Annotated in this window: 20 protein-coding genes and 1 pseudogene; 11 read left to right on the plus strand and 10 right to left on the minus strand. The window is 57.2% G+C overall.

Going from position 1 to position 25,006, the window contains the following annotated elements; genetic code table 11:
• Positions 1–139: 139 nt before the first annotated feature.
• Positions 140–1,624, minus strand: coding sequence for a Fic family protein (locus PQQ96_RS36650; protein ID WP_408301547.1), 1,485 nt, complete (start codon positions 1,622–1,624; stop codon positions 140–142).
• Positions 1,625–2,196: 572 nt separating this feature from the next.
• On the opposite strand from PQQ96_RS36650, the gene PQQ96_RS36655 reads away from it, so the two are divergent.
• Positions 2,197–2,409: a hypothetical protein gene (locus PQQ96_RS36655; protein ID WP_408212237.1), complete on the plus strand. Its 213-nt coding sequence runs from the start codon at positions 2,197–2,199 to the stop codon at positions 2,407–2,409.
• A 72-nt stretch (positions 2,410–2,481) separates the two neighbouring features.
• Here the strand turns inward: PQQ96_RS36655 and PQQ96_RS36660 are convergent, their stop codons facing one another.
• Together PQQ96_RS36660 and PQQ96_RS36665 are read right to left on the minus strand one after the other, a co-directional pair.
• Positions 2,482–2,745 carry a hypothetical protein gene (locus PQQ96_RS36660; RefSeq protein ID WP_408212240.1) on the minus strand — a complete coding sequence of 88 codons (264 nt, stop codon included), beginning with the start codon at positions 2,743–2,745 and terminating at the stop codon, positions 2,482–2,484.
• A gap of 97 nt (positions 2,746–2,842) precedes the next feature.
• Positions 2,843–3,430 carry a hypothetical protein gene (locus PQQ96_RS36665; RefSeq protein WP_408212243.1) on the minus strand — a complete coding sequence of 196 codons (588 nt, stop codon included), beginning with the start codon at positions 3,428–3,430 and terminating at the stop codon, positions 2,843–2,845.
• 459 nt (positions 3,431–3,889) lie between these two features.
• Here PQQ96_RS36665 and PQQ96_RS36670 point away from each other — a divergent pair, with 459 nt between their 5' ends.
• The 6 genes from PQQ96_RS36670 (at position 3,890) to PQQ96_RS36695 (ending at position 13,063) form a co-directional block, all read left to right on the plus strand.
• A complete protein-coding gene (locus PQQ96_RS36670) occupies positions 3,890–6,433 on the plus strand; it encodes a type VI secretion system Vgr family protein (RefSeq protein ID WP_408212246.1) in 2,544 nt (847 codons plus the stop codon).
• A 3-nt stretch (positions 6,434–6,436) separates the two neighbouring features.
• Positions 6,437–7,249: a DUF4123 domain-containing protein gene (locus PQQ96_RS36675; protein ID WP_408212248.1), complete on the plus strand. Its 813-nt coding sequence runs from the start codon at positions 6,437–6,439 to the stop codon at positions 7,247–7,249.
• 36 nt (positions 7,250–7,285) lie between these two features.
• A complete protein-coding gene (locus tag PQQ96_RS36680) occupies positions 7,286–9,877 on the plus strand; it encodes a T6SS effector BTH_I2691 family protein (RefSeq protein ID WP_408212251.1) in 2,592 nt (863 codons plus the stop codon).
• A gap of 11 nt (positions 9,878–9,888) precedes the next feature.
• Positions 9,889–10,854, plus strand: a complete 966-nt coding sequence (locus tag PQQ96_RS36685; protein WP_408212254.1) for a DUF6708 domain-containing protein — start codon at positions 9,889–9,891, stop codon at positions 10,852–10,854.
• A 146-nt stretch (positions 10,855–11,000) separates the two neighbouring features.
• Positions 11,001–11,285, plus strand: a complete 285-nt coding sequence (locus PQQ96_RS36690) for a PAAR domain-containing protein (RefSeq protein ID WP_408212257.1) — start codon at positions 11,001–11,003, stop codon at positions 11,283–11,285.
• Positions 11,286–12,094: 809 nt separating this feature from the next.
• Positions 12,095–13,063, plus strand: a complete 969-nt coding sequence (locus PQQ96_RS36695) for a DUF6708 domain-containing protein (protein WP_408212260.1) — start codon at positions 12,095–12,097, stop codon at positions 13,061–13,063.
• Positions 13,064–13,128: 65 nt separating this feature from the next.
• Here the strand turns inward: PQQ96_RS36695 and PQQ96_RS36700 are convergent, their stop codons facing one another.
• The 6 genes and pseudogenes from PQQ96_RS36700 to PQQ96_RS36725 form a co-directional block, all read right to left on the minus strand.
• The gene (locus PQQ96_RS36700) at positions 13,129–14,031 is read right to left on the minus strand and encodes a plasmid partitioning protein RepB C-terminal domain-containing protein (RefSeq protein ID WP_097390857.1); all 903 of its coding nucleotides are present in this window, start codon (positions 14,029–14,031) and stop codon (positions 13,129–13,131) included.
• On the minus strand, positions 14,028–14,930 hold the full coding sequence (locus PQQ96_RS36705) for a ParB/RepB/Spo0J family partition protein (protein ID WP_097390858.1): 903 nt from the start codon (positions 14,928–14,930) through the stop codon (positions 14,028–14,030). Before PQQ96_RS36705 ends, PQQ96_RS36700 begins: the two co-directional genes overlap by 4 nt.
• Positions 14,927–16,492, minus strand: coding sequence for a recombinase family protein (locus tag PQQ96_RS36710; protein ID WP_408212264.1), 1,566 nt, complete (start codon positions 16,490–16,492; stop codon positions 14,927–14,929). Before PQQ96_RS36710 ends, PQQ96_RS36705 begins: the two co-directional genes overlap by 4 nt.
• 168 nt (positions 16,493–16,660) lie before the next feature.
• On the minus strand, positions 16,661–17,104 hold the full coding sequence (locus tag PQQ96_RS36715) for a hypothetical protein (RefSeq protein WP_408212266.1): 444 nt from the start codon (positions 17,102–17,104) through the stop codon (positions 16,661–16,663).
• A 660-nt stretch (positions 17,105–17,764) separates the two neighbouring features.
• Positions 17,765–18,058 carry a hypothetical protein gene (locus PQQ96_RS36720; protein ID WP_408301552.1) on the minus strand — a complete coding sequence of 98 codons (294 nt, stop codon included), beginning with the start codon at positions 18,056–18,058 and terminating at the stop codon, positions 17,765–17,767.
• Positions 18,059–18,063: 5 nt separating this feature from the next.
• A pseudogene (locus tag PQQ96_RS36725) lies at positions 18,064–18,282 on the minus strand (DUF3375 family protein); the annotation flags it as partial.
• A 291-nt stretch (positions 18,283–18,573) separates the two neighbouring features.
• Here PQQ96_RS36725 and PQQ96_RS36730 point away from each other — a divergent pair.
• Positions 18,574–19,680 (plus strand): Fic family protein, encoded by a 1,107-nt coding sequence (locus PQQ96_RS36730; RefSeq protein WP_408301554.1) that lies wholly within the window; start codon positions 18,574–18,576, stop codon positions 19,678–19,680.
• A gap of 346 nt (positions 19,681–20,026) precedes the next feature.
• Here PQQ96_RS36730 and PQQ96_RS36735 read toward each other — a convergent pair whose 3' ends face one another.
• Positions 20,027–20,893, minus strand: a complete 867-nt coding sequence (locus tag PQQ96_RS36735; protein ID WP_408301556.1) for an AraC family transcriptional regulator — start codon at positions 20,891–20,893, stop codon at positions 20,027–20,029.
• 256 nt (positions 20,894–21,149) lie between these two features.
• Between PQQ96_RS36735 and eat the strand changes: the two genes are divergently transcribed.
• From eat to eutC, 3 genes are read left to right on the plus strand one after another with little or no spacing between them, the layout of a single operon-like run.
• Positions 21,150–22,553 carry an ethanolamine permease gene (eat, locus tag PQQ96_RS36740; RefSeq protein ID WP_408301557.1) on the plus strand — a complete coding sequence of 468 codons (1,404 nt, stop codon included), beginning with the start codon at positions 21,150–21,152 and terminating at the stop codon, positions 22,551–22,553.
• A gap of 43 nt (positions 22,554–22,596) precedes the next feature.
• Entirely contained in the window at positions 22,597–23,991 is a 1,395-nt protein-coding gene (locus PQQ96_RS36745; protein WP_408301559.1) for an ethanolamine ammonia-lyase subunit EutB, read from the plus strand.
• The gene (gene eutC / locus PQQ96_RS36750; protein WP_408301561.1) at positions 23,988–24,773 is read left to right on the plus strand and encodes an ethanolamine ammonia-lyase subunit EutC; all 786 of its coding nucleotides are present in this window, start codon (positions 23,988–23,990) and stop codon (positions 24,771–24,773) included. Before PQQ96_RS36745 ends, eutC begins: the two co-directional genes overlap by 4 nt.
• Positions 24,774–25,006 lie beyond the last annotated feature (233 nt).

The following is a 25,006-nucleotide window of genomic DNA, read 5'->3' on the forward strand; positions in this document are numbered from 1 at the left end:
CCATGATGTCCGCCATACGCGTGAGCGCCACTTCTTCACGGAATCCGCCAGAATTTCCTTGTTTTACGGGCAGTTTTTCGCACAACGCTCTGGTCGATATTGCGGGCTTTTGTCAGCAGCGTTTATGTTCTTCGCTCAGTTATGGCGTAGTCGTCTTTTCAGGGAAAATCAGCCTGTAGTTCTTCAGGTCTTCCTGAAACGCGTTGCTCAGTTCGAGCTGTTGCTTCAGGCCTGCCCGCGGCTGGCGATAGTCGAATCGCGAGGTCCAGTCTTGTGCGCGCGTCATCGACCTTATGTATGGCCCCGCGTCCCGGTCATTTGACAATCGCTTCAAGGGAAGCAGGTAGTCCTCGCGATACACGGTAGGCACAATAATGCGGCAAAGGCCGGCTTCCGTTAAGGCGCCGTTCATTGCCAGTCGCGCCGTACGGCCGTTGCCATCCTTGAACGGATGAACCTCCGTCACTACGAACATCGTCATCAGCGCTCGTGCCACGGGGTCCGTCTGTGCAGCAATGCGCTCGTACCCTTCTTTCAATGTCCCCGGCACCAGTTCTGGTGCAACAAAATACGTGTTCCCTGCCTGATTCGCTTGCTCCTTCCACTGTCCCGGCAACTTGTCGGGGCGGCCCGACATCACAATTGCATTGATGTTTTTGAGCCAGGCGAGAAACTGGTCGGCGTTCGGCGCGGTCCTGTTTCTCCACGGAGCCGAAGTCGCAACATGGAATGTTCCGAGAATATCTTGCGAGTCCTCAGGACGGTCTTGAATAATGGCGCCCTCGAAAACGATTTGCTCTGCTTCGGCTACCTCGAACGTTGTGCCTTCGATGTAGTTCGAAAAGTATGCCTCGAAGAAAGCAAAATTCTCCATGGCCCTGCCTTCTGCCGCTGGGTCTGCGACGTGCGGAAACACATTCGCGGTCAACTGCGCGAACAACGCATCAAAGAGGTCGAGCCGCTCAGGGTCATATGGCTTGCCTGCTGCTCTCGCCAAGGCTTGTTTGCTTTTGAGGTGTTTCTGTTCATGTGTGCCCAGCAGCGCGCCGATAAGACCGTCAAGACGCTTGAAAGCCGGTTGCATGTCCAGCTTGTCCGCGACCACCCGAGCGCACTCTCGCAAGTCGTTAAGCTTGAACTTGCCCCTGATGGTGAGAATGTTGTCGAGCCGTTGCTCAACCGCTTCCTGATGCATCACCCGCTCGGAAGCTCCGCGTCCCGTTGCCATGTTCTCGAGGAAACCCCGTGCCTCGCTCGGCAAATAAATGCCGCGATAGGGAACGTCCGGCGCCGGCGGCTCGAGCAACGGTCCCGCTCCAGGATACACCTCGACAAGAAGTCCGGGCAGCGCGAGCGTGCGACGCGTGCGCCCACGGCGCACGTGGATGACACCGTCAACCGGACGATGCTCCAACGCAGACCGGTACGCCATCACTGCGCCCGGAAGCAGGTGGCTTGCAATTGCCGCCCAGTTTCGGGTAACGACCGATTCGAGTGGACTGTCCAGGTTTTGCGTGAAGACGCCAGCGTAAATGCGCCTGAACGCGCCACTCTCTACCTGGCGGCGCAGCGCGCGCGCTTGAGCCTCGTCTTCCCCGGAAAAGAAGACCTCTGCCGTGCTCACGTCCGAATTTAGCGTCATCGTCCGTTCCGAGATGGCCAGTTTGTCCGTAAATTAGCGAAATGATACGCCGCACTGTCCGGAACGCATGCAATACGCCGGAATAATGTGGCGCTACGTTTAGCCGAAAATTATCTGAATTACCGGCCCGTTACCCATCGTTTGTCCGAAAACAACTCGAATTACGATGGAGTTTGTCCGATTATGGGCTGATTGGCCAGTCTGAGTGTCTCGGTCGCCCGTGTGGTCGACTGTCTTAGCCCGGCATGGGCAGACACTCTGCGCGGACCAAACATGGCTGCCACAATTTCAACGTTGTATCGCAAGGCGAATCTCTTGCATGGAAGCCCAAAAATGACGACTCACCAGGTAGGAGACCAAAGACAGCAATCGTAAAACGGGTATCACTGAAGAACACCGGGACCTCATGGGTGAGGGCCGAAAGCTTGGCTGGGAGCTGTCCACGAGGGCGTTGGCCATCGTTGCTGCGTGGTTCGTCGCGAAACGGGCGCGCGGTTTAGCGAAAACGAAGGAAGGATGCAACATCGCCATTGCGGGGCGCAGAAGTCGAAGCGATGGCGCTCATCTCGCGGCGCGTCGCACGCGATGCGGACTGCCACTATGTCAAGGTTCGCCTGGAGGACCGGGCTGAATTGCTACTGGTCGAGAGAAATGGTTGCAATGATGGGCTCGAACGCCACCATCATATCCGGATGGCGTCGGGCAACGTATTGCCGTACAGATTCGTTTTCGAGGAGCTCGGCGAGATGTCTTTTCGCAAGCACTAGATTATTGAACCCGCCCGCCGCCTTGGCGTAAAGAGTGCGCTGAACGACGTACCTATCGCCCATGGAGGGCGCTCACATCGGGTCGGAGATGAGACGGTCGTTGTGCGGTTTGCTTGGCAGCGCTGCCCCGTTTGCTCGAATGACGGCAATGAGTTCCGACGGCGTTATCTCGTACCTCACCTCGCGGTGTATGCCGGGTTTGCGCTCATCGACTTCCAGCAGCAGAACGGCTCTTCCATCGGTCGCAGATTCCAGTCGCAGCACGCGGATTGGGCTGCCCGCTACGTTGTATTCCGTTATCAGCGTCATCGCGCCGGAGGCGCCTCTTGCAGGCATGATGATTTTCCCCGTCCTTTTCGATGCGCCGATTTTAGCGGCTGTCGCGGCAAGGTCGGAACAGCGCGCGTGAGCGCCACGCGCCCGTCTTCCCCGGTCACCGGCCGGCCTCTTGCCACGGTGTTTTCCGGTCACTCGTTGCGAATCGCAATAGCCGCCTTTGTGCCCCGAGCATGACGCCGACAGGCGTATTCGCCAGTTGCTCGTCATGAAGTGCCAGCAGCCGTTCGAGAATCGCCGCTTCGTCCGGACTGACCTGCCAGACATCGTCTGCTGTCGCCCGCGCCGCGCTGCTCTCAAGCGCCTCTGCGGCTTCAGGAAAAAATGCGTGGTGAATCGTTCCGAATCCTGCTTCACGAAGATACCAGGCTAGGTACAGCGCACGTATCAGGTCGCTTAGCAGGTGCCCGTTTCCACTGCCTGCTCGTAATGCGGTGAGCGCAAGGTGATTGCGTAGTGAAAGCGAGCGGACAGCTTCTAGTGTCGGTGGTAGAAGCGTGGCCTTTGCGGATGTCTTAGTCGATACATAACCACCACCGCCTCTCTTTCTATTCATTTGGCATAAAAATCTCAAATCGACTGATTCTGGTGCTGGCCCATGAAATCCATACGCGTTGTACTCGTTTTCAATCTTGTGGAGTCTTGTTGTCAATGACCCGCTGAAAACATAGGCACTATGAATCAAAAACGAAAATCGCTGCCGTGGATTGCAATATTTAACAATCTCAAAGTGATGCTTAGGTGAACATCATGTGTCATTCATCGGCAGTTGCCCCGGAAAACTGTTTTTTCATAAAGTGCGGGATGGGGCAACGAATGTTGGTTGGGAACGTAAATGGCGTGTCAGTCGGAGCGCGGCGCGTACTCGGTATGGGCGATATTTGTGTTTGTCCATGATTCGGACGCTTCGATATTTCAATTTTTGCGGGAGATTGCTGCGACAATCAACGCAGCCTGTTCATCGCATAGCAAAGCTATCTCCCGCCGCGCAGATAAACGCCAAAGCGGAAAAAGCTACCTTTCATGCTCGCATCTGCAAATAATTCCGAATCGCAAACTGATTGCACGCGTTCGTTGACAAAAATTGTCTGGAAAAGTTTTTCATCATATTATTCTGCGTGGCAATCTGGGGTGGAGTCTGAAAATGACGGTAAATGACCTGGCAACGGTGCTGGGCGCGGGGATGGACCAATCTCGACGCTTGTTGAAGCTGGATACTGCGTTGGGGGGGAATACGCTGGTGCCAGTCCGCGTGGTCGGCACTTCACGCATCGGACGCAACTACGACTTCACTGTCGATGTCGCTTCCCTGAAAGATTCTATCGAGCTCAAATCCCTCATCGCGAAACCGGTGACGCTCTGGACTCAACAGACTGACTCGTCGTATTTACCGCGTCATGGCTACGTTCATACTGCGCGATTTCTGGGCTCCGACGGCAGCGTTCAGCTTTACCAGATTAGCTTTTCGTCGTGGTTGCACTTCCTGAAATTTCGCAGCGACGCGCGGATATTTCAGGACAAGACGGCAGAGGACATAATCTCGGCGGTATTCAGCGAGCATCCCCAGTCAAGCGGCGCTTATCGCTTTGACCTCCGTAACCAGCTACCTCCGCGGTCGTTCTGCGTTCAATATGAAGACGACTGGAACTTCGTGCATCGGATTATGGAAGCGGAAGGTCTCTTCGGCTATTTTGAGCAGGCGGATGACGGCAAAGCGCACACGCTGGTCATCACGGACGACCTCTTCACCGTTAAAGCCCTTGCTCCGCAAGACGTGTCGTTTTATCGTGCAGGCGCTGGAAGTGAAATAGATGCGATAGTCCAGTGGGGCGGAGCGCGCACGTTGCAGAGCGTGAGCTACACCACGCGCACATTCGACTATAAGAATCCAACCTTCAATAAAGAGCTGTCCACGCCGACAGTTGACAAGCAAGGCGACCTGCCCGACCAGGCCGAGGTCTACGAGTACACAGGCGCATATACCTACGGCGACAGTGCTCGTGGCGACACTTTGTCAAAAATACGGATGGAAGAATGGGAGTCCCGCGCGAAGCGTTTCTTTGCGGCGGGCAGCGTACGGCGAGCTGATGTGGGACGCTGGTTCCAGCTCGAGGGCGCTACCGCTCTCGCGTCCGACAGTGCGGAAAATCGTCAGTTTGCGATTCTGGCCGTGACCTGGTACATCGAGAACAACCTGCCGGTTTCGACCGGAACACAGTTCCGCCACAGCCTCCAGTCACAACTTGCTGAAGCTCGCTCATATCACGCGGGTTCGTCGGACGTCTTCAATGTAAAGGACGCGTTGGGTGGCGAAGGTTTCTTCCTCGTCGAACTGGAAACGCAGCGACGCACCGTTCCTTTTCGCAGTCCCTTCGAACACCGTAAGCCCCTGATGCATACCCAGACCGCGACAGTGGTCGGCCCGAATCAAGAGGAAGTGTTCACGGACAGCCTTAATCGAGTCAAGGTGCTGATGCACTGGGACCGGCAGAACGGCGGCGATGAAAAGGCTTCATGCTGGCTGCGCGTCATGTCACCAAATGCCGGCGGAACGCTCGGCGGTGTATTTGTCCCACGTGTGGGACATGAAGTGGGAATCGTCTACCTGGACGGCGATTGTGACCGCCCGGTCGTCAGCGGAAGTCTGTTCAACGGGCAGCAGACGCCGCAATGGCATTCCAACGGCTTGCTGTCGGGTTACAAATCGAAGGAATTTCAGGGCACAGGCTACAACCAGCTCGTCATGGATGATTCAACGGGCCAGAACCGTGCACAGCTTTTCAGCAGCACGGCTCAGAGCTACTTACATCTCGGTTATCTCATCGACCAGCAAGGCAATTCGCGCGGCTCGTTTCTGGGAAGCGGGTTTGACCTCAAGACTGAGGCGTATGGCTCGGTGCGGGCTGGCAAAGGCATCTTCGTGTCGACCTTCGCTCGAGGCGGCTCTGCAAGCCAGCCGCTCGATGTTAGCGAGGCAAATGAGCATCTGACCGAATCGACAAACGTGGTCGAGATTCGCTCCGATGCGGCCAAGGCTGTGCAGGCGGAAGATTTGACGGACGCTCACTCCGACCTGCAAGCCTTTACCAATGCGACGAAGCAGGACATCTCGGGCAGTGCAACCAGCGGCAATACGGCCGGAGGCGGCGCGGGTACAGCCAACGGATTCTCCGAACCCGTCATGCTATTAGGCAGTCCCGTTGGCATCGGCCTTACTTCCATGAAGTCCATTCACGCTGCAGCCACCGACCACGTCAATCTTGTCAGTGGAGCCAACACACACGTAGCCGCCACCAAATCGTTCATCGCAAGCGTCGGCGAAAAGATTAGTCTCTTCGCCCAGACCGCTGGGATGAAGCTGTTCGCCGGGAAGGGGAAAGTCCAGGTCATGGCGCTCTCCGACAATATCGAGTTGACAGCAGATAAAACGGTCAAAGTGATATCGACCTCGGATGCGGTGTCGGTCGTCGCGCAAAAGGAAATTACGCTTTCCGCTGGAGGTGCGGTAATCAAGATTTCTGGCGGGAACATCTCCGTGCACGCGCCTGGCGCACTCGACTTCAAAGGCGCATCTCACAGCTTCGCTGGGCCTCAGGGTGAGTCGGCTTCCAATTCGGTACCGGCATCGGCCTCCTGCGCATCACAGTTCGCCTCAGCTGCACAAGCCGGCGCATCACTGGTCGAGTAACAGATGAGCAACTATACGTACATCATTGTTGAGCCCAACAATGGAAACATTGAAGACCTCCCGTATCCATTCCCGTACGAACTCGGCGAGTTGGTCCCCCAGGGGCGACCTGCACTCGCCGGCGTAGCTCCGCAGCTCTACAGGCTCGAGCATCCGACAAAGCAGTTGTCAGCAATTCGCACGAAAATCGAGCGGGAAGCGCGTGCCGGGTATGCACCAACCATCTGCGCGATTTTCGAGTCATCGGCCACTACGCAACGGCTGCACCACCATCTCGCTGAGGCGCTTCTGTTACAGAAGAATCCCGACGTTTCGGTAGTGTTCCGATATTACGACCCAAGAGTATTCGTTCATCTCCAATGGATGCTGGATTCTTCACAGGTCGCCACCCTGATGGGACCCGTTTCGGTCTGGTCGTACTTCGACCAGCACACAGGCTGGGCCACTCGGCGTTTTTCGCCCGGCGAAGAGAGCTCTCGCCTTCTGGTTTCGGACCAGCAATACCGCGACATCGCACGTATTGCTCTTATCGAACGAACGCTTGAGCCCCTGCGCGCCCAATATCCCGAGCTACCGCCAGACTTGCCCCGCGCTATGAACCGTCAACTCATGAAAGCGGAACAGTATGGTCTTCCAACGGAAGACCAGGGAGTATTCGCGCTTCACGGAATTCTCACCACGCCTGACTTTGACAGACATCCTCGTATACAGGCGGTGCTCGCCGGACTGCACGATACGCCGTATTCGTATGCGGTAGCACAGTGGAATGACGACGACTGGAAGCGTATCGCCCAAGAAAGCGTCCAGTATTTGTGATGACCATCCCTAACAAGAACAGCGCAGGGACTTTTTATGCTGCTTGACTCGAACTTCCAGAGCGTATCTTCCATTACGCAGTCAGCCGTCGCTTCGAGTTCATCGACGACCGGCCAGTGCAACATGTGCCTGAAGAAAGGGCTGCCAATTTTGCCTGTGAGGTATTCGGCTGTTGCGGCTACTCGCGCACACGGTCTGAACGGTGTCCCGGTGTTGATGGGCGGCAATTTTGGAGCGAAGGTGCTTGACGTCGCTCATAAGAAGGCTCGCTATACCCTGCGAACCATGCGATATGGGTTCATCTATGTGTTTTACCCCAAGACGAATAAGTGGCAGGGCTATGCCGTGACCGCCGAAGGTTACGTGTATGGCTTTCCGCTCGACAAGCCGCTTGACCGGACGCTCGAAAAACCATTTACATGTAAGCAGACGGGACATCCGGAGCTTGCGCAATGCATCACCATCGAAAACGCAGACAAAGCCGGAACGGTTTATCTCGCATTCTCTGACGTAAGCTGGACCAAGGCAGTGCGTGACCGTTATGCAGCTAATACCAAGGGCTGCAGAGACAAGCGCATGCAGCCGTTCAATGCAGCGGGTTGGTTCGCGAAACCCGGCGGTGGCTTTCCACACGCTGCGTCAGCAAAGGAAGTCAACAAGTGGGTCACGGAATACAAAGGTGGTGCGGCCAGTGCGCTGGTTGTGAGTCCGTTTCCCTATCACGAGCGAGCGCATGAATACGCTGCCCTCAACACGGCGATGGATAGCCTGGCCCCTGGTAAGGGCGCTGTCTTCGCCCTATGGGACCCGATTGGCATCGCTCAGGAATTGAATCAGGAGAGTCGCTACGCGTTCGGCGCGATGATGAGCGAGTACGAATGGGGAAGCTGGTCACGCGATACGGTCCGGCAGCTCAAGGAAGCCGTTGAAGTCGGAGCGGTGAAAAGTGAACAGGCCGCCGCCGATATGCAGGACGGCCAGATAATGGAAAACAACGCGCTCATCTCGCTGTTCGATGGCGGTAAAACTGCCCAGCGTCAGATTGACGAGCTGCACGCAAATGTGGCAGCTAACGTGGGCAAGGTGAAGGAGAACGCGTGGGAGGAGTATGCCAAGGCGGTCAGCGAGCCCGCCATGACCGATTTCGACAACAAGATGAAGTCTGATGTCCTTGGTGAAGAGAAGAGCACGCTCAATCCGCTGTCCGAGGACCATGCCGCCTGGATGCAATCCGACCCACTCACTGCAGTATTCCAGTTCGACTATGACGAACAGAACCTGCTAACTGGGATTGACTATCAGAACAGCTTCCTGCGCTGCGTGGAGGGGGCGTCGGCACGCAAGGAAGCTTTCGACCTTATGCTTAAGTGGGCTCAAGGCAAGGTCAGCGACCCGACTAACATCATGTTGCGCGCACTTGCGCTCAACCACCAGCCGAACGTTGACCACGTGCTTTCCGCAGGTGACTACCCGTACGCAGAACTTCGAGAAACAGCTGCCAAAACCATTGAGTCTTTCTACCGAGCCGCCCAGAACGTCGAGGACCCTAAGCGCTCGGCGCTTCCCCGACTCTACAACAGTGGCGCCGCGTTGATTTATGAGCTGGGTGCGCCAATTGCGAAGACTATCGCCGACGGGGTGGACACGCTCGCCGCCAAGACGCTGGTGCTGTTCACGGCGGCCCGGACCGGCCACCAGGTCATCTACCGGCCCGTGCAGGGAACTCAGAGTCAATGGATATCGTTTTATGCGCGGCAGATGTGGGAGCTTATGCCGCCCGACAAACGCCCCAGTATGAGTTCGCTCAAAAAGTCGCTCTATGAGCAGTTCACCACGAAGAGCGACGCAGGCAAGGTCACGACCGTTCCGCAGTTCATCGTAATCGATGACGCGCAGCTGAAGACATTCGACAAGGCTGCAATGACGAACGCGGAAGCTGCTCATCAGGTCATAGCGCCCGGCAACCGCATTCTGCTAACGGAAGACACGGTCGAGAAAACGTTTGTCCCGACCTTTCGTAAATTCATTGGTGGCGAGGTCGGAGCTAATGCCATCGGTGCAGTGTTCTCCCTTATCAACTTCCGCTTCTCATCCAAAGACCTTGCGAAGTCAACCCACTTCAACAGTGAGGAGGCAGAGCGCAAATATTACGCGTCGATAGGCAATTTCCTCGGCAGCCTCTGTCAGGTCGCGGGCAAGTCAATCGAAGCTGCCAAGACATTGGAATTTTCTCTCCCGAAAATCCTGTCGGGCGAAGCCAGCGGCAAATTCCTTTACGCAGCAAAGTGGCTCGCAGCGCCGGCGGCACTTCTCGGCGCGTGGTACGACTGGCAAAACGCCAAGGACCAGTGGAAGGAGGGGCATGTAGTGCTTTCGCTCGCTTATCGGGCTTCCGCGATTGGGGGATTTGCGCTCGCCATTGCGGCCTCAGTTGAAGCATTGGCCTTCGCGGTTCTTCCGCTTACCCTGTTCCTTATCGCAATAGGATTGTTAATCTTGTGGATGAAAGAGCGGGAGTTGACCGAATTCCTGGGTCGTAGCTACTTCGGTACAAATAAGAAGGGCAAAGAGGGGCACTACGAGACAATGGCCGAAGAATTGAAAGCATACAACGGCCTTGGGGCTTAAGAGGAATCGCTATGGCATTGGAAGGAAGTCTCTGGGTTAAGCTGAATCGGCCCCTGACAGACGAAGAAAGACAGCGCCAGTTGCGCGTGGATGCGCCAGCCAGCGATACACCGAGGGACAACTTCTCGGTATTTTCGATGAGTGATGTGTTTCTGGAAAGTACAAATTCGCTCTTTGGCCAGCGGGGCATGCTGACCTATGCGTGCCTTTTCCTGATTCCCTTTGGGTTGTACATTTTGTTCGGTCAAATCTATGACATGACGCATATCCCGGACACGGTCGCACGCGATGCCACGTTGACGGCGGTAATGGTCGGCATGGGTCTCATACTTGTCGCAATTCTTGGTCTGTTGGGCATCACTATCTGGGCCTTTCTCCAAGAAAATTTTACTTGGACACGCACCCCGATTCGCTTCAACCGCCAAAATCGGATGGTCTACGCCTACAGGGGTGCCGGTGCAAAGGGAGTTATCGCAGTCCCTTGGGACAAGGCCTTTTTCTTTGTCGAGAAGCGTCGTAAAGACACGGTCTCGCGCGTCACCCCGTACCTTATCCGGTGTCACGTCCTTGATGCGAACAGCAACGTAGTCCAGTCATTCTCCGTTGGTAGCAGGGTTACTAGTTTCCTGGATGAATCCACGCCCACGGGGCGCGATATCGTCAAGGGGCTTTCGGACCAGTTTGAATATATCCGCCAGTACATGGAGAAGGGGCCAACAGACCTCCCGGTACCGGACCTCGTTCCGACGCACGTTTCTCTTGCCAATTCGTTCAAAATCTGGACGCGCACGGACAGGGAATTGGTGCGGGAGGGTAATCCTCAGGCGCATCGCCTCATCCGAATGTTCAGTGGATTTGTGTTTATTACGGCAATTCTGCATTACATCGGTCAGCTTACAAGTCGCCAGCCCGCGTGGCCTAGCGACGTTTTGCGGGACTGCGAAGGGACGGGCTTCGGCGAGCCGATGAAGGTTTGAGCCTTCGCCGCTCAACCCGATACGGAAGGGCATTGCTTAACGAGCGGCGCGGACGTTGCGTCTGGCTGCTCTGACGCATGAAGGGAGGCGCCGACGCGAACCTAACGCGACGCCGCCAGCAAAAACATTGCTCACGGAGATGAAGCATGGGACGTAGATTCATTGTCCAAGGCGACACAACTGACCGTAACGGCGTCGTGATGGACGGCATAAGTGGGTCATCACTGGACGGGAAGCCGCTGGCTTATATCGGCGGCGTTGTCAAATGCCATAGCTGCGACAAGGAAGGCGTCATCATCACTGACGGTACGCCACATTCCGTATCAGTGATGGGCAAGCAAGTCGCTTTGGAAAATGACCTCTGCAAATGCACTTGCGACCCCCACCCCAAGCTCATTGCATCCCAGACACGTGGCTCGCTATCGACTTAGTGACGACCGTCATATCAAAATGATGCGTTCGCCTAGTCGGATTGCCAGGGTAAAAGGGACTGGGGCAAAACCCGACTTCCTTCTTGAATAGATACTCACGGTCCCGCAGAAATATCGGCAAAAAAACGCTGACAACTCGTCAGTGGATGCACATAGTTTCCGGCAGGAGAGAGAAAATATTCAGGATGCTTCCGACTATGGGTCTAGGTCGACGCCTGACTGTATGGTGGTCGTGCCTATGGCGGCAACTGCTGTTCACCTTGGCACTCTGGGGGCTTGGCCTTGGACTTGCCGCCCTATGGGTATTCCAGCGGGACCGAGGGCAGTATCCCTTGATTGAGTCCGTCTTGATTGCACTGGCTGTGGTCGCGCCAATCTGCTTTGTGGTCTGTCTGCCATTCATTGGTTACACGGTGCGTCGAGGGTTTATTGCGCAGAGGTTGACTGCCCCCGACAGACTGACGTTCTGGCAGGCTGTTACGCTGGGGCTTACGACGACGGGATAGACTATCGTTGCGTCGATACCAGTCAACCTCGCCATGTCGCCGCTCAACGGTACGAGCTACGCCTTACCATGCAAATTGCTAGGACTCCTCATCCAGGCAGCCGCCGCACTCTACATTGTTCTTCCCAGGCAAGCACGCAGGTTGCGTCTGTTGAGCGGTGCGTAGCAGTGAGCATTTACGTCAAGTCGCTGCACGGCCTCCCTACCGGTCCGATAAGAAGGAGTCGAAACAACCGCTACGCACTGTCGGGTAGGACGACACTTTGTTGCTTCATGCGAGCAATTCCATCATAGGCGAGAAAATATGCCGTATGACTACATGACCAGGGTGGCCTTGAATCGTGCGGTTGACGAGGATGAGGCGGCACGGCGCATAGACGTTCGAAAACCGGTCGCGGACGAGGCTGCCGACGCCAATACCGTGTTCAGCATGAACGATGTGTACCTGGAGGTTTGTGACGGCTCGTATTCGCAGGTTGGTTGGGGCGTTCTTGCCTTCCTGCTTTGTTTCCCGGCATTTGCTTTCCTCACTGCGGAAGCCGCTCAGAGTGCGATTGTCGATACGCCGGCCATGGTCAGGAACGGTGAACAGGGGATGTTCAGTGCCGGCATGTGGGTTTTCGTCGCGATTACGGTGCTTTGCTGCGTGCTCACCGTCGCGGTACTGCTTCGTGATTGCTTCAACTACCGCCACAAGGCTGTGCGCTTCAATCGCCAGACGCGCATGGTGTACGCCTTCCGGCACAACGGGCCGGGCGGCATAATCGCGGTACCTTGGGACAAGGCGTTTTTCTACCCGCACCGACTGCCTTCCAACGGGCTGGCCGGGGGGGCGCCAACCCTGATGCGTTGCCTTGTTCTTGACGACGCTGGAAAAAAAATCGTCAACACGTTCAGCTTCGGTGCCCGTACGGTGAACGGCGCAGACGAGGCAACTCCAATTGGCAAACAGGTCCTCTATCAGGTTCAGGCGAACTTCGAGTTCATCCGGCGGTACATGGAACAGGGCCCGGGCGCGCTACCGAAGGTCGAGCGGTATCTTCCGCGCGGCCCGTCTCTGCGAGCGTCAATGAGCGTCTGGTTCTACGGCATCGGGGCTGTTGGCAGCGCTGGCGGCGTCATGCGCTGTCTCACTATCCTGCTTTCGGGCCCAATATTCGTGTTGTCGATACTGCACTACATCGCGCAACTGACGAGCCGGGAGCCAGTATGGCCGACCGAGATAGAGGCCGCTTGCGGCAATTCAGCGTCGACCGCAATGGCTCAAGCCTGAGGTTGTGGCCTCTCTATGCTGTCGGAACGCGCTGCCGCCGTAGCAGCCACGATGTCAGGGTTCGGCTAGAGGACCGCGCTGAATTGCTGCTGGTCGAGAGAAATGGTTGCAATGATGGACTCGAACTCCACCATCAAATCCGGATGGCGTTGGGCAACGTATTTACGTGCAGAATCGTTTTCGAGGAGCTTGGCGAGATATCCTTTCGCAAGCACCAGATTCAACACGTCTTGACCGTAATTCTGTTCAACGAGCTTGTACTGCCCCTGCAGATTGCTCATCTCCCGCTCCATTTTTGCCATCTGCTCCGGGCTAACGCCGGTCAGTTTGCGTGGCTTCTTTCCCTCTACAAGCCGTGCTGCAGGCGTAGCCACCAACAATGCCTCGGCGTAGGAGACAGACACATTGTTCGCGGCCACCATCAGCTCAACGCATTCGACCTGCCGCGTGGGCTTCATTTTGCGAATAGCGCGAACAAGCTCCGGCGAGAACTGCCGGTCTCCGAGAAGTTCAGCCGCCTCTGGGCATACGCCGTCGAGCAGAGACATCTTCTTTATAATCTGGGATACATCCACAGAAAGAGCTTTCGCCAATCGTTCGGGCGATACGCCTCTGTCAATTACACGCCGAATCATATAGTGCTCCTGGACTGTCGAGAGGCGATTGACCCGGTTGTTATAGGTGTAGCTCTCGTCATCGGTCGCGACAAGGCAGGCAGCCCGCTCGTACCCCAAGTCCTGGATGGCAAGCAAGCGTAGATGCCCATCCAGTAGAACATGCTGGCCGGAAGACTGGTCCGCAGGCGTTACAGAGAGCGGTTCGATGAGACCTACTTCCTCAATGGAGGTTCGTATCTGCTTGAATTTACGCGATTCGACCACGGGCGCCGGTATTCTGCGCGATGGCAAGATGCTGGAGACCAGCACCGACAATGGCTCGGGGATGAATCCAAGGGTTACGCCAGTCATGTGGCACTCCCGGTTGGCCAAACGCGTTCGGCAAGATACTTCGGCAGACTGGCCAGTCCCTCCGCGCGCAAGAGGTTGATAAAGTTCTCATCGACGAACAGTTGCCTCAACGCACCGACGACAAACAGCAACCGCTGTTGTGTGAATTCGGCTTTTCTGACCATGGATTTCTGACGTTCTACCTCGCGCTCATACGTCCGCACGAGACTCGATGTCGTGACGGCGGCAGACTTGCTGGTCATATTGTGCGCAGTGCTTCGCCCGAGTGCCTTTCTGCGCTCGATGACGCGGCGAGCGCTCATCAGTTGCTTGCCCCGCAATTTTCCCGACTCGTAGGCCTCCTGGAGCGCTGCTTGTATTTCAGCGTCGTCGTCGCCGGCGCCAACAATCATGAGGGCGGCATTCAGGGGAACGAGGCCTTTCTCTACTGCAACCACAAGCCTCTCTTCTCCCTGATGCAGCAGTGTGAGGATGCCGTGAACGTAAGCCGGTGTGAGACCTGTTTTTTCGGCAATAACCTTCGGCGCATATCCCTGCTCCTGTAATTGCCGAATGCCGGCGAGCCGTTCGAGTGGGCGACACTGTCTGCGCGCGATGTTCTCAGTCAGACTCATTACGAACGCGTCCTCATCGCTGACGCTCACCACGAGTGCGGGAATAGTCGCTTCTCCGAGCGAGCGGAATGCCTTCAATCGCCCCTCGCCGCACACAAGGAGGTACTTTTCTATGCCGCTGGCCGTTGCTCGCGGCGTGACCACGATAGGTTTCTTGAGGCCGATGGTCTTGATGTTGTCGACGATTTCATGGAAAACTCGAGCGTTACGTTCTCGCGGATTGATAACTTCAATCTGGGAGACGGGGACCATCCGGATTTCGCCGGGCTGCTGCCGCGAGTTCACGCTACTCTCCGGAGGCGGGCGCGCTCGGCCATGCCATAGAGGTAGTCCAGCGTATCAAAGCGATAGCTCTCAAACTCGATTGGATTCTGGTCGGCGAGGTGAATACGCGGTTGCCCAAAATCCAGACGTGGCAACAGGTAGTAGTCCAGCGCCGAAGCATTCGTCTGGTCGAGCCGTACCGCAACAGTGATGTCCGGCAGGAGGCTTGCATCAAATCGCACCTTCCAATGATTGCGGCCATTGTCATGCGCCTGGCAGCGCGCGAGCACGATGCACGCCGTGAATTCGTCGTTGACCGTCAGAAGGTCGGTTGCCGGGTCGCGTATCACCGTGCCGCCCAAATCCGAGATTTTCCTCTCCGTCTGCGCAATGATTTCCGGATGCAGTCGTCGCAGGAAGCGGTTGGTCTCAATGTATCGATAATCTCGGCCGGGGGTAAAACCGACTGTCTGATAGGCACGAATTAAACTGCCGAATCGGTACACATAGACCGACGTAGAAGGCATGCCATCTGTTTCATCAATCACGACGCCGGACAGAAAACCGCGACTGCGGAACAGGTTACGCAGTCGCTCGATTAGCTCCTCGTTCGAGTAGTGACGCGCTCTTGCCCTCATGATGCCCTGGGCCGTGTAGAACGTTTCGCTTGGCACAATTGCCTGAAATGCCCCCTCCTTTCGAATCCACATGTCCGGTGTGTTGGTCACCCGCATCTTCTTCAGCTTGAACGACACCCGGTTGTATACGTTGTTGCCGATGTATTTCTCGTTGGTCAATACTTCCCGCACCGTTGCTCGTGTCCACTCCCGGTCAAGGTCAGTCCGCACGTTCATGCCGTTCAGGCGAGCCGCGATTTCGTATTCGTCGAGCGACTCGTCGATAAACCAGTTGTAGATTAGATTGACGGTTCGCACCTCGCTTTCCGGCCCCGGCATGAGGATTATCCGCTCCGTCTGCAGGCTTTTATGTTCGCCGCGGCGCAGTTCCGCCTTCATGAGACCGTGTTCATCGACCAATACGCGGCGTAGCCCGTAACCGGCTGGGCCTCCTTGCCGGAAGCCCATCTCAATTAAACGGCACTGGCCGGCGAATACTTTCGCGGACAATTCTCGGCTGTACTCGCCAGCCATTGCGCGCTTTACCCCTTTCACGATGGTCGAGACAGGCGACCCGTCGTTCTCGAACTGCTCGGCGCAGTACGCAACCTGGATGCCAGCACGGCGGCAGATGTACTCGTAATACGCGCTCTCGTCGGCATCCTGGAATCGCCCCCAGCGACTCACGTCATAGACGAGGATTACGCAGAAATCGGCCTTGCCATTCGCGACATCGGAGATGAGATTTTGAAGTGCCAGGCGACCGTCGATTCGAAGACCGCTTTTACCCTCATCGGCATATGTGCGGACGATTTCGAATCCGCGGCGGGTTGCGTAGTCTCGAATTCGGTCGCGCTGGTTCTCGGTCGAATACTGCTGGTGTTCGGTCGACATGCGGACGTACTCAGCTGCCCGTCCTGCCGGGGAGCCGGCTACGACTGCTGCACCCGCGTTATTGAATGACATTCTCCGCTCCGCAACTCAGACACAAACACGCGGTAGGCACCGAGCGCAAGGGGAGCCCCAAATGCGAACGCCGTGGATTCACATCAGGCGGTGGCGTTTGAAAACGAACGGTGACAAGGCAAAGGTAGCAGGCCCGACGCCAATGTGTATCACGTCATCTCTTTGCAATCATATGGGCGGTGCTGTCGGCGCAGACAGCACGGCTATGTGGACGGTCCACACGTCCATTTTTGCGGCGCCGGCATCATCCGCATGACGCAGCACGTAGAAGCCAGAGCCCAGCGGCCGAGGGAGTTCGACGACATCCATCTTTGCAATCGGCTTGAAACTCCGTCGTGCATTGCGCATCCGCTGCATGCTGCTGTTGCGCTCTCGATACGCCGGATGTGCAGCTCGATATTCGCGCCAATAGCTTGAGTGGCCTGCGCGCCATCGCGCCTGGGCCCGGGCCTGGTTGTCGCGATAGTCGCGGTCGATACGGAGCCGGTGGTTCTGCCAGTCGCGTCGACGAGCGCGCTGGCAAGCTTCCGACGAGCAGTAACGCTGATGGGGAACATGCGCCAGCGGCAGGAACGCGCTGCCACAGGCGAGACAGAGGCGGGGCGATTTCATGAGTGCCCTCCAGGTCGGGTTGCGACGGGCGGACGCCGACGCCTCGACCAGCCACCGAAAGCACTGGCTCGAGACGGACTAGAGAGCGGCTTACTCGGTAATCGCTTCGTTAAATGGCCATCGCTGTTCGCTTGGTGCGTTAGCAGGCCAAGCTCAGAAACTTGGACATTTCTTGATGGCGGACGTGCATCGAGATGGTTCTCTCACGAGCGAAAATTGCCAAAATTGCTTTATCTGAAGCGCAATTTTTTGCGGCTCTCAATACAAACCTGAGCGACGGCTGCTGATGGGAGAGGACCCGTCCCGTTGTGAACCCCCGTACATGTCGGAGACGGCCCCGGACGGTTGTTCTCAGTTTATGCGTCCACTTTCTCGCATTATGCGTTCGCCCCCAGCGCGAAACCCTTGTCCCATAAGGCGCAATTTCTCGGGTTATGGGTCTCGCTACAAGGTTGTAGCGGGAGCCATAACCTGAGATTTTGGGAAGCATGCAGCCTGCGACAGCATCGTCCAGCTCACGCCCAGCGGCTTCGTTGGTCGCCAGAGCATCGTAGTCGGGGTGACTCGGTTTGCTGCTGTAGCGAATGCGCTTCTTGTAGATAGACGCAGGCGCTCAGCGCCTCCGAAAGACTCCAGGCGGCGATGGAGGTTGATGCGGTCCTAACTGACACCGGCAAAAACGTGGAATATGGCGAAGTCGGTGACGGCGGAGTGAGTGAACGTGTTGACGATTTTCTTTCCGGCGTCGTCAAGGACAAAGCACCGCATCAGTGTTGGCGCTCCCCCCGCCAGCCCATTGGAAGGCAACCGGTGCGGGTAGAAAAACGCCTTGTCCCAAGGTACCGCGATTACTCCGCCCGGCCCGTTGTGCCGGAAGGCGTACACCATTCGCGTCTGGCGATTGAAGCGCACGGCCTTGTGCCTGTAGTTGAAGCAATCGCGCAGAAGTATCACAACCGTGCCTTCGGAAAGGCAGTGGGACCAAGTCGCTCGCGCAATGCATACAGTTCGTCTTCCAGCGCTTCGGCCAGGTCCGCTTGCGATATCACGCGGACATTGGGTGCCACGAATGTTCGATTCAGAAAGCTCGCCACGAGCGGCGCGTGGTCCGAGCGCAGCAACCGCCATGCCGGATGGTTCTGGCGTAAGGCGTCGAGCGTGGAATAGTCGAAGTTCATGGTGCAAGGGTGGGAAAGCGGGCGGGCAGCGATCGGGGCACGCGAAACGCGAATGATAGTCTAGCGCGTTTCGCCGCCGATGCTTTGTGAGTCTCGGCGGGCGACTGCGTTGAAGACTTTGCCGCATATAAAGCTATCCCCCAACTTCGCCACATCAAACCCCTAATCTGCTTGAAAAATCGGTTGCGCAGGAAGAGCCGACGGCCCCAAGCGGCGAATAGCGCCATTATTCACCGCAATTTTTGCGGAGAATGATTTGAACCTGCGGAGAAAATGGGTCATAATCTCCGCATGAATCGCGGAGATTGGTTGTACATCTGGGAATGGCCCGCATGGTGCTATGACTTGTCACGCCTTGCGGCTCCGCTCGCGGAGGTGTCCCGAGCTCAAGGGCTACTGTTCGGGCGTCTTGCGGATGTGGGCCTGGCGTTGCGCAGCGAGGCCAGTCTTGTCGCGCTTACCGAAGACGTCGTCAAAACCAGCGAAATAGAGGGCGAACAACTCAATGTCGCGTCGGTGCGGTCGTCAATAGCACGCAAGCTCGGTGTCGATATTGGCGCGCTCGCGCCAGTCGACCGCTACGTTGAAGGCGTTGTCGAAATGGTGCTCGACGCCACCCTGAATTGCTCCGCCGAGGTGTCGAAAGAGCGCCTGTTTGGATGGCACGCTGCGCTTTTTCCGACCGGGTTCAGCGGTATGTCCCGGATCACTGTTGCCAACTGGCGCGACGATTCCAAAGGGCCGATGCAAGTTGTTTCCGGTCCGATCGGGCGTCAGAAAGTCCACTTCGAGGCGCCGCCCGCAGCACGGCTGGAAACGGAGGTGAACCGGTTTCTAGCCTGGCTGAATACCGACACGGCCGATCAACCGATGCTCAAGGCTGGGCTCGCTCACCTCTGGTTCGTTACGCTGCATCCTTTCGACGATGGCAACGGCCGCATTGCACGGGCCATTGGCGATCTGCTGCTGGCGCGCGCTGACGGCAGCCCAGAGCGCTTCTACAGTTTGTCGGCACAGATCCAGCGTGAGCGGAAAGACTACTACGACATTCTCGAGCGCACGCAAAAGGGTGAACTCGATATCACCGAGTGGCTGGCATGGTTCCTCGATGTATTGCATCGAGCAATCGATCACGCCCAACTCACGCTGAACGTTGTGTTGTCCAAGGCGCGCCTCTGGCAGCGCTGGGCGAGCACGCCGTTCAACGAGCGGCAAATCAAACTGCTGAGTCGTCTGCTCGACGGTTTTAACGGCAAGTTGACCAGCAGCAAGTGGGCAGCGATTGCAAAGTGTTCACCTGATACCGCATTGCGCGACATCAGCGAACTGGTCGCATTCGGAGTGCTGAAAAAATCAGCAGCAGGGGGCCGCAGCACGTCGTACGAGTTAGCGGATTGATCGCTACGCGAATAGCCCCACTTATCCACACCCCCCTCTGGACAACTTTTGTACAACCCACCTGACACGTTGTGGGCGAAACTTTGATAAACCGGCGACCTCGCCAGGTCAGTCAAAAGTTTTCCCTGGCTCCTTGCTCCTGTTCGCCCACGCTCCGCAGGGTTATGGATTCTGCAGTCCGTTGATCCGTAAACGAAGATTCAAGTTATCCACAGCCAGGTGCGAGGCTTGTTAACTATTACTACGTATACATATACAAAGACTATAAAAACCAGAGAGGCAACCGCGAACCCGCTGCACAAGCAAGCACAAAGCAGGCAGAACACAGCGAACCAAGCAAAAACCATCAAACCAGTGGCAAACAAATCTCCGTCAGCAGCTCCGCAGGCGCAGTCTCTTTCGGGCTATTCAGATACTCCTCGAACACCGGTGCATCCGCCGCTTCACGTCCCGATTGCACGAGCCACGTCCCATACAACCACTCATAAGCCGCACGCATATCGCTGTACGGCCCCTTGTGCTGCAACACCGCGTACTCACCGCCTTTCACATGCGCGACCGAAACCGGCGGACTCACCGTCACCGAAGCCTGAACCGGATGCGGCAACAACACCCCAGCCCTCGACCGCAACGCATTCTCTGCAACAACACCCGGATCGTCGTAGTAAATCCCGATCATGCGCATCTGCCCCGCCAGCAAATTGTGTTTCGCCAGCCAACCGAACAACCCATCGAACGCCTTGCCGATTTGCATATACGGGCCAACGTGATCCACCGACAAAACCTCCATCGGCTCCACGTGACGAATCACCACTTCACGCATCGTCATTTGATCGTCTCCTGAAAGCGCCGGACGAAACCGGCTATGTGTTCCCTGCTTGCGATACTGCGCCGGCGGAATGCCGAACACCGCGCGAAAGGTGCGAGAGAAAGACTGCAAACTGCTATAGCCCGAGCGCTCGGCAATCTCCGCGATCGGCATCGAGCCATTCGCCAGATATCCCGCCGCGCGATGCAGTCGCAAGCGACGCACGGTCGTCGCGACTGTCTCGCCATACATCGCCTGAAAGATGCGATGCCAGTGATACGGCGACATGCAGGCAATTTCCGCTAAACGATCGATTTCCAGCGGTTCGTCGAGATGATCGTATATATGGTCCAGCACGCGGCCCAGCCGAGTTTCGTAGCGAGCCCGATTGTCCGATTGGTTCATGATTAAGTAACCGACCTGGGAAAGATTGCTGAATGGACAGGAACCAAAGTATCACGTCCCCATTTACCAAATCCTGCGAACTTCGCCAAAACACGCACGAACGGAGTTAAGCATTCACTGACAGACCCACCCTCGAACTTTGCCGAATTTCGATAACACCTCGAATAATGGCTCACTACCATCGGCTGAAGCCTATCCGCCTACGCACCGCAAAGCCTTGCGGCGCAAGGCAAGCGGCAACATCAGGGAGCGCCCGATGAAATCAGAGTCCAAAAGTCAGCACGTCGGTAAAGTCACGCATCACGAGTTGAAGCAGACGCTCGGCACGTGGCAACTGTGGGGGATCGCGGTCGGTCTGGTCATTTCCGGCGAATACTTCGGCTGGAGCTACGGCTGGGCAAGCGCCGGCACGCTGGGCTTCGTCATCACGGCGGTGTTTATTGCCGCGATGTACACCACCTTCATTTTCAGTTTCACCGAGCTCACCACGTCGATTCCGCATGCGGGTGGCCCGTTCGCCTACGCACGTCACGCCTTCGGTCCGACCGGCGGCTATCTGGCGGGCGCGGCGACTTTAGTCGAATTCGTCTTTGCGCCGCCTGCTATTGCACTCGCGATCGGCGCCTACCTGCACGTACAGTTTCCTGGTCTCGAACCGAAACACGCGGCAATGGGCGCGTATCTCGTCTTCATGGCGCTGAATATCGTCGGTGTGCAGATCGCCGCGGCCTTCGAGTTGTGCGTGACGCTGCTCGCGATCTTCGAATTGCTGGTGTTCATGGGCGTCGTGTCGCCCGGCTTCCAGTGGTCGAACTTCACAAAGGGCGGTTGGTCGGGCGCGGACACCTTCAGCATGGGCTCGTTCCACGGCATGTTCGCGGCGATTCCCTTCGCCATCTGGTTTTTCCTCGCGATCGAAGGCGTGGCGATGGCCGCCGAAGAAGCCAAGAATCCGAAACGTTCGATTCCGATCGCCTACGTCGCCGGCATTCTGACCTTGGTCGTGCTCGCAGTCGGCGTGATGGTGTTCGCAGGGGCTGCCGGCGACTGGACCAAGCTGGCGAACATCAACGATCCGCTGCCGCAAGCCATGAAATTTATCGTCGGCGAACATAGCGGCTGGATGCATATGCTCGTGTGGCTCGGCCTGTTCGGGCTCGTCGCGTCGTTTCACGGCATCATCCTCGGCTACTCCCGTCAGATCTTCGCGCTGGCTCGCGCGGGGTATCTGCCGGAATGGCTCGCCAAGGTGCATCCGCGCTTCAAGACGCCGCATCGCGCGATCATCGCGGGTGGCGTGGTCGGCATCGCCGCGATCTACAGCGACGAGCTGATCCAGTTCGGCGGTCAGACGCTGACAGCGAACATCGTGACGATGTCCGTATTTGGCGCTATCGTGATGTATATCATCAGCATGTTGTCGCTGTTCAAGCTGCGCCGCTCGGATCCGAACATGGAACGCCCGTTCCGAGCGCCGCTGTTTCCGTTCTTTCCGGCGTTCGCGCTGGTGGCCGCGGTGATTTGTCTGGCAACGATGGTTTACTTCAATTTCCTGGTGGCCATCGTGTTCGCGATTTTCCTCGCGCTCGGCTATGTCTACTTCCTGTTGACGCGCCATCAACGCGAAGCGGCGCCGTCGGACGCTTTGCTCGAAGAGTGACGGATCGAGCCGCTGCGCAAGCAGCGGCGATGGAGTCGTAGAGATGAGCTACACCGAGACAATCGGCAGCCGCACTTACCGTTTCGCCGACCTGAAAACGTTGATGGCGAAAGCCAGTCCGCAACGTTCGGGCGATCAGCTCGCGGGCGTCGCGGCGGCGAGCGAAGAAGAACGCGTCGCGGCCAAGATGGCGCTCGCGCAGGTGCCGCTGCGCACGTTTCTCAACGAGGCATTGATCCCGTACGAAAGCGACGAGGTCACGCGTTTGGTGATCGACGATCACTCGCCGCAAGCGTTCGCTGAGATCTCGCATCTGACGGTCGGCGATTTCCGCAACTGGCTGCTGAGCAGCACGACCGATACCGATGCACTCACGCGTATTACCGCCGGCCTCACGCCGGAGATGGTGGCGGCCGTTTCGAAGCTGATGCGCAATCAGGATCTGATCGCGGCGGCGCGTAAACGTCCGGTGATTACGCGCTTTCGCAATACGGTCGGTTTGCCGGGTCGCATGTCGGTGCGCCTGCAACCGAATCATCCGACTGACGATGTCAAAGGTATCGCCGCGTCGATGCTCGACGGCCTGATGTACGGTTGCGGCGACGCGATGATCGGCATTAATCCGGCCAGCGACAATCTCGCGGCGATCACCAAGTTGATGCTGATGATCGACGACTTCCGCCAGCGCTATCAGGTGCCGACGCAATCGTGTGTGCTGACCCACGTCACCAACACGATTTCGGCGATTGAGAAAGGCGCGCCGGTCGATCTGGTGTTTCAGTCGGTTGCGGGTACGGAGAAAGCGAACGCCGGTTTCGGTATTTCGCTTGCGTTGTTGCAGGAAGCGTATGAAGCAGGGTTGTCGCTGAAACGCGGCACCGTCGGCAATAACCTGATGTATTTTGAAACCGGGCAGGGCAGCGCATTGTCCGCCGACGCGCATTTCGGCGTCGATCAACAGACGTGCGAAGTGCGCGCCTATGCGGTCGCGCGCAAGTTCAATCCGTTTCTGGTTAACACGGTGGTCGGCTTCATCGGACCGGAGTATCTGTACGACGGCAAGCAGATCACACGCGCGGGTCTTGAAGATCACTTCTGCGGCAAGCTGCTTGGCGTGCCGATGGGCTGCGACATCTGCTATACAAATCACGCCGAAGCCGATCAGGACGACATGGATAACCTGCTCACGCTATTGGGCGTGGCGGGCATCAACTTCATCATGGGCATTCCGGGCGCGGACGATGTCATGCTCAACTATCAAAGCACGTCCTTCCACGACGCCCTTTACGTACGCGATGTGCTCGGCTTGCGCCGCGCACCGGAATTCGAAGAATGGCTGGAGTCGATGCAGATCACCGACGCACGCGGCGCGTTGCTCAGTGCATCGCTACAGCAACCGCTGCTGGAAGGTGCGAATGACTGGATGGGGATCGCATGAGCGACTTCCTTGAAAAGAACCCCTGGAATGCGCTGCGCCAGTTCACCAATGCACGCATCGCGTTGGGGCGCGCGGGCAACAGCTTGCCGACGGCACCGTTGCTGGCGTTCAACCTGTCGCATGCGCAGGCGCGCGACGCCGTGCATCATCCGCTCGATACGGACGTACTGCACGAACAACTGCGCGCACAAAGTTTCAGCACGCTGGATGTGCATAGTGCCGCGCCTGATCGCGAGCATTATTTGCGGCGTCCGGATCTCGGCAGGCGTTTAAGCGATGAGAGCCGTGTAGCGCTCGGGCAACTCACGGTCGATTCACCGGAAGTGGTTTTTGTCATCGCCGACGGCCTCTCTGCATTCGCTGCCTCGAAGCAATCGATCCCGCTGCTGAAAGCGGTCATTCCACGCCTGGCTGATTGGAAGATCGGCCCTGTCGTCGTCGCGCGTCAGGCCCGTGTTGCGCTCGGTGACGAAATCGGCGAACTGCTCGACGCCAAACTGATCGTGATGCTGATCGGCGAGCGTCCAGGCTTGAGTTCGCCCGATAGCCTCGGCATCTACCTGACTTACGCCCCTAAGGTGGGCTGCAGCGATGCGCAACGCAACTGTATTTCGAACGTGCGTCCAGAGGGGTTGGACTACCCGGTGGCCGCGCACAAGTTGCACTACCTGCTGACACATGCAAGGCGCTTGGGACTGACCGGCGTCGGCCTGAAAGACGACAGCGATGCACTGCTTGCGAGCACACCGACAACACCCGCAGTCGGCGACGATTCAAAGTAGGCGCGTTCGGCTGGTGCAAGTGCCGGCAACCCCTGCCGTCAGCGAAGTTTCAAAGTGGACATGCGCGGCCGGTGAAGGCGCCTGCAACACTTGCAGTCGGCGATGATTCAAGTTGGACACGCGTTCGCTGACGAGAGCGCGTCGTTAACGCCTGCAGTCGACAGCGATTCAAATTAGCGGCGCGCTACTAACGAGCACGCCCGCAGTCAGTGGCAATCCAAACTCAAGCGTGA

This window comes from Paraburkholderia sediminicola (assembly GCF_046027825.1).
Classification (GTDB): Bacteria; Pseudomonadota; Gammaproteobacteria; order Burkholderiales; family Burkholderiaceae; genus Paraburkholderia; species Paraburkholderia sediminicola_D.